This is a genomic window from Mangrovicoccus algicola, from assembly GCF_014903745.1.
In the GTDB taxonomy this organism is placed as follows: domain Bacteria; phylum Pseudomonadota; class Alphaproteobacteria; order Rhodobacterales; family Rhodobacteraceae; genus Mangrovicoccus; species Mangrovicoccus algicola.
Map to the genome: position 1 here is coordinate 19251 of NZ_JACVXA010000060.1, position 10606 is coordinate 29856.

Below are 10606 nucleotides of genomic sequence, written 5' to 3' on the forward strand. Positions count from 1 at the left end.
CAGACGGAACGTGACATGAGCGATATCATCGCCTCCTCCGCCCCCCGGGCGGACAGGCTTCGTCCGGCCACCGATGAACAGCTGCGCTGGTTCGACATCACCGAAACCGATCGCAGCCGGGCCGAGGCTCTGGCGGCCACAGCCGACGAGCTGGCCGAACCGATTATCGAGGATTTCTATCGCCACCTGCTGAGCTTCGAAGGCGCCCGGCGGCATTTCCGCGACGACGACCAGATCGCCCGCGTCAAGCAGGGGCAGCTGCGCTATTTCCGCGAACTGGTCGCCGCCGCGCTGGATGACGAATACGTGGCCAACCGCCGCCGCATCGGGCTCATCCACGAACGCGCCGGGGTGACGCCGACGCTCTATGTCGGGGCCTATGCCTATTACCTGCACAGTCTCGGCCATATGGTGATGGACAGGATGCAGGACGACCCGGCCCGCGCCGTCTCGCTGCTGCTGTCGCTGAACAAGATCGCCCATTTCGACATGGCGCTGGCGCTGGAAACCTATGTCGACACGCGCGAGGCGGCGATCGAGCAGCGCGAACGCGAGATGAGCGAATTGCCCACCCCGGTGCTGCAGCTGCGCGACGGCCTTCTGCTGATCCCGGTCGTGGGCACGCTGGACAGTTTCCGCGCCCGCAACCTGACCGTCCGCGTGCTGGAACGGATCCGCGACCTGCGCGCGCGGGCGGTGGTGCTGGACATTACCGGGGTCGCCGCCGTCGACAGCGCCGTCGCCAGCCATCTGATCCAGACCATGACCGCCGCCCGGCTGATGGGGGCAACGGCCGTCCTGACCGGCCTGTCGGCAGAGGTGGCGCAGGCGCTGGTCAAGATCGGCGTCACCAGCGAAGCCCTGCACACGGCCGGCGACCTCCAGCACGGAATCGAGATCGCCGAACGGCTGATGGAGGGATGAAGGTGGCCGGCCGGGTCGCCATTTTGCGCCAGGGGCGGGTGCTGATCGCCAGCCTGCAGGAGGCCCTGGGCGACAGCGACATCCTCGGGCTTCAATCCGACATCCTCCGGGACGTGATCCGTCACCGCGCCACCGGGGTCATCGTCGATGTCAGCGCCCTCGATGTGCTGGACAGCTTCGGCACCCGGACGCTGGCCGACATGGCCGCCGCGGTGCAGCTGCGCGGCGCGCGGCTGGCCATCGTGGGCATACAGCCGGATGTCGCCTTTTCCATGGTCCTCATGGGCCTGACCCTGACCGGGGTGGCCACGGCGCGCGACCTGGAGACCGGGCTGGCCCTGCTGACCGGGGCGGGGGAATGAGCCCGCCGGTCCTGCCCGCCGAACAGGTGCTGCGCATCGCGCGCGACGGCGATATCGTGGCAGCGCGGCAGGCGGGGCGCCTGATGGCCTCCGAGATCGGGTTCAGCCGGCCGGAACAGGCGCTGATCGCGACCGCCATCTCTGAACTGACGCGCAACATCGTCTCCTATGCCGGGACGGGGCGGCTTTCGTGCCGGGCCGTGCAGCAGCCGCGCCGCATCGGATTGCGCATCATTGCCGAGGATCAGGGCCCCGGCATTCCCGATCTGGAGGCGGCCCTGCGCGACGGGTATTCCACGGGCAACAGCCTGGGCCTGGGCCTGCCCGGGACGCGCCGCATCATGGACGATTTCGACATCCGCTCCGCCCCCGGGCAGGGCGTGACCGTGACGGTGACCAAATGGACCTCCTGCTAGACAGCGGCCGCGTCGCCGCCGACGGCGCCGCATTCGGCTGGGCCGTCGCGGCACGGCCCAAACGGCCGGGCGATGTCTCCGGCGACGGCTACCTGCTGCGCCGGCTGTCCGGCGGCCGGTTTCTGGCGGCGGTGATCGACGGCGCCGGATCGGGCCGGCCCGCGGCAGCCGCCGCCGCGGCCGGGCTCGAGGCGATCAGCGGAACGCTTCCGCCGGATCCCGCGGAAATCTTCGCGGCCTGTCACGCGGGTCTCGCCGGAACGCGCGGCGCCGCGCTGGGGATTGCCGTGATCGACCAGGCCGCCGGGCGACTGGTCTGGGCGGCGATCGGCGATATCGACGCGGTGCTGATCCGCCCCGGTCCGACGGGCGCGGGCGCGCGCCTGTGCATGCCGCGTCAGGGCGGAATGCTGGGCAGCACGCCGCCGGATCCCCGGCCGCAGACATGCCCCCTCGGCCCGGGGGACCTGCTGGCCATGGTGACAGATGGCGTGGGCCGCAGCTTTGTCGATGCGCTCTGGCCGGAGCGCGACCCGTCGCAGGCGGCCCGTGCCATGTTGCACCGCGCCGCACGCCCCGGTGATGACAGCCTGGCGCTGGTCCTGCAGCTGGAGGATCCGCGATGAGCATCGATGTCCCCGGCCAAGCCGCTCCCGCCGCGCGCCTGTCCGAATTCAGCGCCGATTATGCGGCCGCCCTCGCCGCCTATGCCGGGCAGGGCGACGAAACCGACCTTGTCGCGGCCTTCCACCTAGCGCGCGGGGGCATGGCGCTCGGGATCTCGCTGACGGCGCTGTGCGAAATCCACCAGGAGGCCGTCGGGCCCCTGCCCCGCCGGTCGGTGCGCAACGACGATTTCCTGATCGAGGCGCTGAGCGTCTACGACATGGCGCTGCGCGGCCATCTGGACACGATCGGCCAGCTGCGGCGCGAGGCCGAGGAACGGCAGCGCGCCGAGACGGAGCTGCGCCAGGCGAGCTTTGCGCTTCGACGGGAGCGGGACCGGCTGGAAGCGGAGGTCCAGCGCCGCATGCGCCAGGCCATGGCCGCCGCCGCGCCACCCGCCGCGGCCGGGCCCGGGGCGGAGGGGTTTGTGCGGGCGCTGGCCACCGATCTGCGCCAGGCTGTCGTCATCCAGGACGCTGCAGTGGTCCCGCCCTCCGGCGCCCCCGCCCCGGACCGCGCCGAGCCGCCCGGGCAATTCCGCGGGTTTCTCGAGGAGGTGATCGAGGGGTTCCAGCCATCCCCGCCCGCCTCCGTGCCGCTTTCTGACCTGCTGGCCCGCGCCCTCCCCGAAGCCCGGACCCAGGGGGAGCTGCCCGTGATCGCCGGGCGCCCCGCGCAGCTGTGGCTGGCCCTTCGGCTGCTGTGCCGACAAGTGCTTCAGCCCGCCGACTGCCGCCCCGCGCCACAGGTGACGGTGGCCGTCGAGACCGATGCCGCGTCGGCGCGCCTGATCCTGACGGCGAGGCCCACGCCGCGCCTCCCGCCGAACGGAGACCCGCCCCTTGCGCTGTGCCGGGCGATCCTCGCCGCGCAGGGGGGACTGCTGGAAAGCGCGGATCCCGCGTCCGGCATCCGCCTGACCCTGCCCCTGGCCGCGGAACCGCCCTGAAGCTTCAGCCAGGTCCCCCCGCCCGGCGCAGGAAGGCCTCCACCAGCGGCGGCAGCGGATCGCGATCCGGGGCAAGCAAGCCGATGCGATGCGTCTCGGCGGGCGGTTCCATCGGGATGATGCGCACGGGTTTGCCCCCGGCGATGAACTCGGCCAGCTGCCGCGGCAGGATGGTCGCCAGTCCCCGGCCGACCACCTGTGCCATGAGAACGACCGTCGAATTCGATTCCAGCACCCCCGAAGGCACCCGCCCCGCCGCGGCAAAATTGCGGTTCAGGATATGGCGGTTCTGCATGTTGGGGGTCAGCAGGCAGAGCGGTTCCGCCGCGACCTCGGCCCAGCCGAGCCGGGCGCGCGCGGCAAGCGGGCCGTCTTCGGGACAGACAAGGCAGTAATCCTCGTCATAAAGCGGCACGCTGCGCCGCCCCTGCATCGCGCCGTCCAGATAGGTGATGCCGAGATCGGTTTCGAGATTGTCGAGCCCCGCGAGGATATCCTCGGAACTCTGCGACAAGACGGTCAGGATCACCTCGGGATGGGCATCGCCGAAGCGCGCCGCCAGCGCGGCCGCGGCAGGAAGCGCGGTGGGGATCGCGGCCAGCCGCAGCTCCCCGGAGAGCCCCTTGCGGCGGACCTGCATCTCTGCCTTCAGCGCGCGCGCATCCCCGACCATGCGCCGGGCCCAGATCAGCACGCGTTCGCCTTCCGGGGTCAGCCCGTGATAGCGCGCGCCGCGCTTGACCAGCTGCACGCCCAGCTGCCCTTCCAGCTGCTTGATCCCCGCCGAGAGGCTGGGCTGCGTCACGCCGAGCCGCTGCGCGGCATGGCCGAAATGACGCTCTCGCACCAGCGCGAGGAACATCTCCAGCTTGTCGATCATCCGCCTTCCCCCCGGCTCCCCGATCTGGATAGAAGCCCCCCGCGGCAAGATCAATCGCGGCGACGCCCGGGGATCAAGGGCGCGGCGCGGGGATCAGGCGGATCTCCCCCGCCCTGGCGGCCACCCAGTAGCAGGCAGAGGCGGGACCGCGGAGGTCGGCGGTCAGGCTCTGGCAATAGCGCCCGTCTTCCGTGAAGATCCAGATGCCGCGAAAGCTTTGCCCGTGATAGAGCCCGCCCAGCGTTCCGTCGGGCATGACCCTGGCGCGGTATCCCTCGCCGGCAAGCGCCTCGCCGACGACGACCTCCTGGAACTGCGCGCCGTCGCGGATCAGGGCGAAGCCGGCATTCTGCAGTCCGGCCAGCGTCAGCGGATCGGGTCGCGGCACATCCGCCGAGCAGGCGCCGAGACAGAGGCAGAGCAGGATCAGTTCGAAACGCGACATGGCAGGGAGCTAAGCGTCACAGGGTTTCTTCCCGGTTAATATCGGTTTTGACGCGCGGGATGCGGACTGCTAACGGCTGCCCTGATCGGAGGTTCCATGAGCTACGAATACCAAGTCATTCCCGCGCCCGAACGGGGCCAGAAGGCGCGCGGCGCCAAGACGCCGGATGCCCGCTATGCGGCGGCGCTGGCACAGGTGCTGAACGAAGAGGCCGCCCAGGGCTGGGAATTCCAGCGCGCCGAGGTCCTGCCAAGCCAGGAAAAGCAGGGCCTTACCGGCACCCGCACGGTCTATGTCAACGTGCTGGTCTTCCGGCGGGCGCGCCCCTCCCCCGCGCGGGAACTTCCCGCAGAGGCCGCGGCGGAAACGGCCGTGTCCCCGGCCTGAGCCCCCGGCGGGCCTAGCGGATCTCGACCGAGAGCGCGTGAATGCGCCCCATGATCTCCGGGCCGATGGCCTTGTGGATGGCGCGCTCGCGGGCGATGCGCGTCATTCCGCCGAAGGCCGCCGCGGCGATCGCGATGCGGAAATGGCTCTCTCCGCTGCCGTCATCGCCCGCATGGCCTGCATGCATGTGGCTTTCGTTGACGACCTCCAGCCGCTCGGGCCGCAAGGTCGTTTCAAGCCTTTGGCGAATCTGCTCTGCAATACCCATTTTTTGACCTGGCCCCTCTTCCGCTCGGCGAATTAAACGCTAAACTCCCCGCCTGTTTCGAATTGCTACCGTGCCGTGGTCCTAAAGAAAAGGTGACTCTGATGGCCAAGGAAGATCCCTTCGGGTTCGACATGTCCGTATCCTCGGCCAAGAAGAAGCGCGGGCGCGGGCGGCGCGGCATGTCCGGCGCCTTCGACACCTCGCAGCGGGTCTGCGAGCATCCGGGCTGCACGGAGCCGGGGAAATACCGCGCGCCGAAAAGCCCCGACCAGCTGGATGACTATTTCTGGTTCTGCAAGGATCACGTCCGCGAGTACAACCTGAAATGGAACTTCTTCAACGGCACGACCGAGGAGGAGCTGGCCCAGCAGATGGATCAGGACAAGGTCTGGGGCCGCGAGACCAAGCCCTTCCGCAAGACGGTGGAGGAACGCGCCTGGGCGCGGCTGGGGATCGATGACGCGCATCAGGTCCTGGGCGGCAATGCCACGCGCAATCCCGGCAAGGGCGACCCGTCCTCGGGCACGCGCCGCCTGCCCCCGACCGAGCGCCGGGCGCTGGAGATCCTGGAGGCGCGGGATACCTGGACCAAGGTCGAGATCCGCAAGCAGTACAAGGCGCTCATCAAGGTCCTGCATCCCGACATGAATGGCGGCGACCGCTCCGACGAGGACCGCCTGCAGGAGGTCGTTTGGGCCTGGGACCAGATCAAGGACAGCCGCAGCTTCCGCTGAGCGTTCCGGCGCCTTCGCTGCCCGCCCCCTGCGGCGGGCAGGCCCGCTGAAGGAAACGGCCCGCACCGCCAGATGCAGGACAGGCGGCCCTCCTGCCGGAGCGGCCGCCTGCTTTCTTCGGGATGACGGGTGAGCAGGGCCGGAGCCGGGATCAGGCCGTGGCCAGGATCCCCTTTTCGCGGCTGAGCTCGCGCATGCGCTTCTGCAGCTTCTCGAAGGCGCGCACCTCGATCTGGCGGATGCGTTCGCGGCTGACATTGTAGCGCGCGGAGAGATCCTCCAGCGTCATCGGGCTTTCCTGAAGCCGGCGCTCGGCGAGGATGTCCTTCTCGCGCTCGTTCAGCACGTCCATCGCCTCGGCCAGCAATTCGCGCCGCACCGCCAGCTCGTCGGCCTCCTCGTAATGCTGCGCCTGGTTGGCATCCTGGTCTTCGAGCCAGTCCTGCCATTGCGTGGCGCTGTCATCCTCGGCACCGACCGTCGCGTTCAGCGAGGCGTCGCCCGAGCTGAGCCGCCGGTTCATCGAGATGACCTCGTCCTCGGAGACGTTCAGATCCTGGGCGATCTTCTGCACGTGCTCGGGCCGCAGGTCGCCCTCCTCCAGCGCACCGATGCGCGCCTTGGCCTTGCGCAGGTTGAAGAACAGCTTCTTCTGCGCCGAGGTGGTGCCCAGCTTCACCAGCGACCAGGAGCGCAGGATGTATTCCTGGATCGAGGCGCGGATCCACCACATCGCATAGGTCGCCAGGCGGAAACCCTTCTCGGGATCGAAGCGCTTGACCGCCTGCATCAGCCCGACATTCGCCTCCGAGATCACCTCGGCCTGCGGCAGCCCGTAGCCGCGATAGCCCATCGCGATCTTGGCGGCCAGGCGCAGGTGGGAGGTGACCATCTTGTGCGCGGCTTCGGTATCCTGATCCTCGACCCAGCGCTTGGCCAGCATGTATTCCTCCTCCGGCTCCAGCATGGGGAACCGGCGGATTTCCTGCAGGTAACGGTTCAGCCCCTGTTCGGGACTGGGGGCGGGAAGATTGCCGTAATTGCTCATTGCTCGACCTCCGGGGCCATGTAACACGCTTTCACATAAGCTAGAACTGAACCGGTCGGTTTACAAGTCTGCGCGTCCAGCTTTTGGCTTGCATCACTAGCGCATGGCCTGTGCAGATTTGCGAGAGTATGTCACTCGCCTCACCGGCATATGAGGGAATGTAACCGGCTGTCCGCGCCGGTTGTTCCCGGCTATGCGGAGGGCGCCGCGCCGCGCAGGGCCGCCAGCAGATCCTCCATGTCCCGCGGCAGGGGCGCGTCGAAACGCAGATGCTCCCCGCTCACCGGATGCGCGAAGCCCAGCGTGGCGGCGTGCAGCGCCTGCCGGGGGAAGCCCTCGGCCAGGGTCCGCGCGGTGGCCTCCATCGCCCGCGGCAGCTTGCGCCGCCCGCCATAGGTCTCGTCGCCCAGAAGCGCATGTCCGGCATAGCTCAAGTGGACGCGGATCTGGTGCGTGCGCCCGGTCTCCAGCCAGCAGGTGACCAGCGCGGCCGCCCCGAAGGCCTCGTCCACCCTCGCCCGCGTGACGGCCCGCCGCCCGTTGGCCCACATGACCGCCTGGCGCTGGCGGTCGGTGCGGTGGCGGCCGATCTCGGTGGCGATGCGGATCACGCCGCCGGGCTCCATCGCCACGCCGCGCAGCCCGCGCAGCCGCGGATCGCCAGCATCGGGCGCCCCGTGAACCACCGCGCGGTATTCGCGCTCGACGGTATGGGCGGCGAACTGTTCGGCCAGCCCGTGATGGGCCCGGTCGGATTTGGCCGCGACCAGAAGCCCGGACGTGTCCTTGTCGATCCGGTGGACGATCCCCGGGCGCAGCGCGCCGCCGATCCCCGACAGCGTGTCGGCGCAATGATGCATCAGCGCATTGACCAGCGTGCCCGAAGGCGTGCCCGGCGCGGGATGCACGACCATTCCCACGGGCTTGTTCACCACGATCAGCTCTGCATCCTCGTGGATGATCTCCAGCGGGATCGCCTCGGGTTTCGCGTCGATCTCCTCGGCCGCACCGATGGCGATGCTGATCTCCTCGCCCTCGGCAACCTTTGCCCTGGGATCGGTCAGCACCTCGGCGCCGCGCCGCACGGCGCCCTCGGCGATCAGCCGCGCCAGCCGCGACCGGCTGAGGCTTTCCCCGGCTGGCACATCCCGCGCCAGCGCCTTATCAAGGCGCGCGGGCGGATCGGCCTGGATCGCAATCACGAGGAGACGGGGCGTGGACGACATGGAGAAGACTCCGCAGGACTTTCAGGAACCGGCCCCGCTGAAATTCCTCAGGCGACTGGTGACGGTGCTGACAGGGGTGATGATTCTGGGCGTCATAACCATCGCCGGGCTGCTTGTCATGCGGCTTTCGCGCGACAGGCAGCAGATCGCCCTGCCCGCGGAGCTGGCCCTGCCCAAGGGCGCCGAGGCCGCCGCCATCACGGCCGGTCCGGGCTGGTACGCGGTCGTCACCCGCGACAGCCGCATCCTGATCTATGCCCCCGACGGCACGCTGCGGCAGGAACTCGAGGTCTCGCTGCCCTGAAACGGCGCGGCCCCGCAGCGGGAAAACGGCAGCTCCGCCATCCTGCGGCGAGCAAAAATCCCTTGAACAGCGAAAAGCCCCGGACACGCGCGGTGCCGGGGCCTTTTCGTCAAACCCGTGCGGATATTCCCGCGCCAAGGTTTGTATGGTACCGCCTCCCTGGCTTGAACAGGGGACCTCTGGATCCACAATCCAGCGCTCTAACCAACTGAGCTAAGGCGGCCCGGAGCCTTCCTCTACCCATGCGGCGCCGGGATTGCAAGCCGGTCGGCGAAGAAAATTCCGCCGCGGACGCAGGGTCATCCCCGGCCGCCTGCCGCGCCGCTTGCCAGGCGCCCCGGCTTTGTCTAGGCGCAGGGGAAAAGGAGACGCGACATGGGCATCAACGACGAGAACGACCTTTCGGCCGACCTGCAGATCGGCCCGACCTCGCTGGGCATGGTGCGCATCTTCGTGGCCGCCGAAGGACAGGAAATCGCCATGGATTTCGACCCAGAGGAAGCCGCCGAGATCGCCGAGGAGATCCTGGCCGCGGCCGATGCCGCCAAGCAGATGAAACGCTGAGCCCCGGGCCGGGTCAGCCCGGCTGCGACGGCAGAAGCGCCGCCACCCCGGGATCGCGCAGCGCCTGCAACCGCCAGGCGGCCTGCCGCGCGAATCCCCGCATCAGCGCCGTGCGCCGCGCGGAGGCCAGGCGCGCCTCCGGCCCCATCCTGACGATCTCGGCATCCCAGGCATCGGCCAGGATCAGCCCCGTCTCCGGCGGCAGCAGCCCTTCGGGAAAATCCGCATCCACCGCCCAGAAAAAGCGGTCGCACCAGTCGAGATAGCCGGTCCACTTGCGGTCGGAGGTGAAATCCGCGCGGCCCGACTTGCATTCGACGATCCAGATCTCGCCCTTGGGCCCCAGCGCGATCACGTCCACCCGCAAGCCGCGGGCGGGGACGAATTCTTCCAGCACGGCGAATCCCAGGTCGCGCAGATGGCGGCCGGTGCCGCGGGCGAGGCGCTGGCCGGGCATGGGAGGAAGCGTGTCGCTGGTCATGGCCCGATCATGAACAATACGTAAACATCTGGCAAGCCCCGCCTGCCCCTTGCACCCGGCTCCGCGACGTCCTATCTGCTGCGGTGGCGGATCTGCCCTACTCGTGTCTGTGGCAAAATTCCGGTGGCCTTAAGCAACTCCGAGGGAGCTGGCTCTGGCCGGGCCCTGGTCCGGTTATCTGGCGCCCACCTGTATATACAGGTCCTCGGGAATGCATGCCTCCACGGTTGCGCGCGGTCCCCGCCACTCCCTCCTGCATTTTCTCTCCGACCGGGCCGGTCCGTGGCCTGCCGCGATGGCCCGCAACAGGAAAACCCCCGCCATGCACGGATGCAGGCGGGGGTTTTCCCGGAACAGGCGGCGCGGCTCAGCGGCGGCGGGTGTCGATCCGCACCGGCACCGGCTCGGCGAGGAAGACGGGACGGGCCCGCCCGGACCCGCCACCCCCGTCGCGCCCGGAGGGCAGCGCCAGCGCGAACTGCACCCCGGCGAAGACGACGCCATTGGCCAGCCACAGCATCGCCACGGCGATCCAGCCGCCCTGCACGGAGGAGACCAGGTGCCCCAGATTGGCGACATTCAGCGCCAGAAGCCCCCCGACGAAAAACGCGGCAAGCCCGAAGCCTGCGATGACCTGGCGGATATAGAGACGGACGAGATGCGGCATGAACGGGCTCCTTTCCTCTATTGTGAAGATAGGCCCTGTCTGCGGCCCCGGAAAGGGCAGCCGCGGAAAAGATCCCGCCGCCGGGATCGGCCATTGCGTCGCAGCCCCGCAGACCCCGTCTTTCTGCGATACTGGCGCCACCGAGGGAGGAGCCCGCAGATGAAAGCAGTTCCGGCCATGATCGCGATTCTGGCGCTGGCGGGCGCCGCCGCGGCCGAGCCGCCGGCTGCCCCGCCCGGCGCCGACCCGTCGACCACCACCGTCCTCTTGCGCCCCGATCCGCGC

General features: G+C 69.2%; 16 protein-coding genes and 1 tRNA gene. 9 read left to right on the forward strand and 8 right to left on the reverse strand.

Features of this window, described 5'->3' with window-relative positions:
* Positions 1 to 15 precede the first annotated feature (15 nt).
* From ICN82_RS16640 to ICN82_RS16660, 5 genes are read left to right on the forward strand one after another with little or no spacing between them, the layout of a single operon-like run.
* Entirely contained in the window at positions 16 to 924 is a 909-nt protein-coding gene (locus ICN82_RS16640; RefSeq protein ID WP_193184956.1) for a protoglobin domain-containing protein, read from the forward strand.
* Positions 921 to 1286: an STAS domain-containing protein gene (locus ICN82_RS16645; protein ID WP_193184960.1), complete on the forward strand. Its 366-nt coding sequence runs from the start codon at positions 921 to 923 to the stop codon at positions 1284 to 1286. Before ICN82_RS16640 ends, ICN82_RS16645 begins: the two co-directional genes overlap by 4 nt.
* A complete protein-coding gene (locus ICN82_RS16650) occupies positions 1283 to 1702 on the forward strand; it encodes an anti-sigma regulatory factor (protein WP_193184963.1) in 420 nt (139 codons plus the stop codon). Before ICN82_RS16645 ends, ICN82_RS16650 begins: the two co-directional genes overlap by 4 nt.
* Positions 1687 to 2328, forward strand: coding sequence for a SpoIIE family protein phosphatase (locus ICN82_RS16655; protein WP_193184966.1), 642 nt, complete (start codon positions 1687 to 1689; stop codon positions 2326 to 2328). Before ICN82_RS16650 ends, ICN82_RS16655 begins: the two co-directional genes overlap by 16 nt.
* Positions 2325 to 3317, forward strand: a complete 993-nt coding sequence (locus tag ICN82_RS16660) for a hypothetical protein (protein WP_193184969.1) — start codon at positions 2325 to 2327, stop codon at positions 3315 to 3317. The genes ICN82_RS16655 and ICN82_RS16660 overlap by 4 nt, the downstream gene beginning before the upstream one ends.
* 4 nt (positions 3318 to 3321) lie before the next feature.
* Here the strand turns inward: ICN82_RS16660 and ICN82_RS16665 are convergent, their stop codons facing one another.
* Both ICN82_RS16665 and ICN82_RS16670 read right to left on the reverse strand, forming a co-directional pair.
* Positions 3322 to 4197 carry a LysR family transcriptional regulator gene (locus ICN82_RS16665; RefSeq protein WP_193184972.1) on the reverse strand — a complete coding sequence of 292 codons (876 nt, stop codon included), beginning with the start codon at positions 4195 to 4197 and terminating at the stop codon, positions 3322 to 3324.
* Between the two features lie 73 nt (positions 4198 to 4270).
* Positions 4271 to 4642 (reverse strand): hypothetical protein, encoded by a 372-nt coding sequence (locus ICN82_RS16670; protein ID WP_193184975.1) that lies wholly within the window; start codon positions 4640 to 4642, stop codon positions 4271 to 4273.
* A gap of 96 nt (positions 4643 to 4738) precedes the next feature.
* Between ICN82_RS16670 and ICN82_RS16675 the strand changes: the two genes are divergently transcribed.
* Positions 4739 to 5029 (forward strand): DUF4177 domain-containing protein, encoded by a 291-nt coding sequence (locus ICN82_RS16675; protein ID WP_193184978.1) that lies wholly within the window; start codon positions 4739 to 4741, stop codon positions 5027 to 5029.
* Positions 5030 to 5042: 13 nt separating this feature from the next.
* Here ICN82_RS16675 and ICN82_RS16680 read toward each other — a convergent pair whose 3' ends face one another.
* On the reverse strand, positions 5043 to 5297 hold the full coding sequence (locus ICN82_RS16680) for a BolA family protein (RefSeq protein ID WP_193184980.1): 255 nt from the start codon (positions 5295 to 5297) through the stop codon (positions 5043 to 5045).
* A gap of 101 nt (positions 5298 to 5398) precedes the next feature.
* Here ICN82_RS16680 and ICN82_RS16685 point away from each other — a divergent pair, with 101 nt between their 5' ends.
* Positions 5399 to 6031, forward strand: coding sequence for a DnaJ domain-containing protein (locus ICN82_RS16685; protein ID WP_193184983.1), 633 nt, complete (start codon positions 5399 to 5401; stop codon positions 6029 to 6031).
* Between the two features lie 151 nt (positions 6032 to 6182).
* Here the strand turns inward: ICN82_RS16685 and rpoH are convergent, their stop codons facing one another.
* Both rpoH and ICN82_RS16695 read right to left on the reverse strand, forming a co-directional pair.
* Positions 6183 to 7079, reverse strand: a complete 897-nt coding sequence (rpoH, locus tag ICN82_RS16690) for an RNA polymerase sigma factor RpoH (protein ID WP_193184986.1) — start codon at positions 7077 to 7079, stop codon at positions 6183 to 6185.
* A gap of 191 nt (positions 7080 to 7270) precedes the next feature.
* Entirely contained in the window at positions 7271 to 8305 is a 1035-nt protein-coding gene (locus ICN82_RS16695) for an RluA family pseudouridine synthase (protein ID WP_193184989.1), read from the reverse strand.
* Between ICN82_RS16695 and ICN82_RS16700 the strand changes: the two genes are divergently transcribed.
* Positions 8304 to 8609 carry a DUF6476 family protein gene (locus ICN82_RS16700; RefSeq protein ID WP_193184998.1) on the forward strand — a complete coding sequence of 102 codons (306 nt, stop codon included), beginning with the start codon at positions 8304 to 8306 and terminating at the stop codon, positions 8607 to 8609. The genes ICN82_RS16695 and ICN82_RS16700 overlap by 2 nt on opposite strands.
* A 146-nt stretch (positions 8610 to 8755) precedes the next feature.
* Here ICN82_RS16700 and ICN82_RS16705 read toward each other — a convergent pair.
* Positions 8756 to 8832: transfer RNA gene (locus tag ICN82_RS16705), tRNA-His, on the reverse strand.
* Positions 8833 to 8984: 152 nt separating this feature from the next.
* Here ICN82_RS16705 and ICN82_RS16710 point away from each other — a divergent pair.
* Positions 8985 to 9173, forward strand: coding sequence for a DUF6324 family protein (locus ICN82_RS16710; protein WP_193184992.1), 189 nt, complete (start codon positions 8985 to 8987; stop codon positions 9171 to 9173).
* Positions 9174 to 9186: 13 nt separating this feature from the next.
* Here the strand turns inward: ICN82_RS16710 and ICN82_RS16715 are convergent, their stop codons facing one another.
* Together ICN82_RS16715 and ICN82_RS16720 are read right to left on the reverse strand one after the other, a co-directional pair.
* Complete coding sequence (locus tag ICN82_RS16715; protein ID WP_226898549.1) at positions 9187 to 9654, reverse strand: MmcB family DNA repair protein; 468 nt, start codon at positions 9652 to 9654, stop codon at positions 9187 to 9189.
* Positions 9655 to 10021: 367 nt separating this feature from the next.
* Entirely contained in the window at positions 10022 to 10321 is a 300-nt protein-coding gene (locus tag ICN82_RS16720) for a hypothetical protein (RefSeq protein ID WP_193184995.1), read from the reverse strand.
* Positions 10322 to 10606: the final 285 nt, after the last annotated feature.

Excerpts from the sequence above, each read along its gene's own strand:
- ICN82_RS16640 (WP_193184956.1), top strand. The coding sequence starts at position 16 with ATGAGCGATATCATCGCCTCCTCCGCCCCCCGGGCGGACAGGCTTCGT.
- ICN82_RS16645 (WP_193184960.1), top strand. The coding sequence starts at position 921 with ATGAAGGTGGCCGGCCGGGTCGCCATTTTGCGCCAGGGGCGGGTGCTG.
- ICN82_RS16650 (WP_193184963.1), top strand. The coding sequence starts at position 1,283 with ATGAGCCCGCCGGTCCTGCCCGCCGAACAGGTGCTGCGCATCGCGCGC.
- ICN82_RS16655 (WP_193184966.1), top strand. The coding sequence starts at position 1,687 with ATGGACCTCCTGCTAGACAGCGGCCGCGTCGCCGCCGACGGCGCCGCA.
- ICN82_RS16660 (WP_193184969.1), top strand. The coding sequence starts at position 2,325 with ATGAGCATCGATGTCCCCGGCCAAGCCGCTCCCGCCGCGCGCCTGTCC.
- ICN82_RS16665 (WP_193184972.1), bottom strand. The coding sequence starts at position 4,197 with ATGATCGACAAGCTGGAGATGTTCCTCGCGCTGGTGCGAGAGCGTCAT.
- ICN82_RS16670 (WP_193184975.1), bottom strand. The coding sequence starts at position 4,642 with ATGTCGCGTTTCGAACTGATCCTGCTCTGCCTCTGTCTCGGCGCCTGC.
- ICN82_RS16675 (WP_193184978.1), top strand. The coding sequence starts at position 4,739 with ATGAGCTACGAATACCAAGTCATTCCCGCGCCCGAACGGGGCCAGAAG.
- ICN82_RS16680 (WP_193184980.1), bottom strand. The coding sequence starts at position 5,297 with ATGGGTATTGCAGAGCAGATTCGCCAAAGGCTTGAAACGACCTTGCGG.
- ICN82_RS16685 (WP_193184983.1), top strand. The coding sequence starts at position 5,399 with ATGGCCAAGGAAGATCCCTTCGGGTTCGACATGTCCGTATCCTCGGCC.
- rpoH (WP_193184986.1), bottom strand. The coding sequence starts at position 7,079 with ATGAGCAATTACGGCAATCTTCCCGCCCCCAGTCCCGAACAGGGGCTG.
- ICN82_RS16700 (WP_193184998.1), top strand. The coding sequence starts at position 8,304 with ATGGAGAAGACTCCGCAGGACTTTCAGGAACCGGCCCCGCTGAAATTC.
- ICN82_RS16695 (WP_193184989.1), bottom strand. The coding sequence starts at position 8,305 with ATGTCGTCCACGCCCCGTCTCCTCGTGATTGCGATCCAGGCCGATCCG.
- ICN82_RS16710 (WP_193184992.1), top strand. The coding sequence starts at position 8,985 with ATGGGCATCAACGACGAGAACGACCTTTCGGCCGACCTGCAGATCGGC.
- ICN82_RS16715 (WP_226898549.1), bottom strand. The coding sequence starts at position 9,654 with ATGACCAGCGACACGCTTCCTCCCATGCCCGGCCAGCGCCTCGCCCGC.
- ICN82_RS16720 (WP_193184995.1), bottom strand. The coding sequence starts at position 10,321 with ATGCCGCATCTCGTCCGTCTCTATATCCGCCAGGTCATCGCAGGCTTC.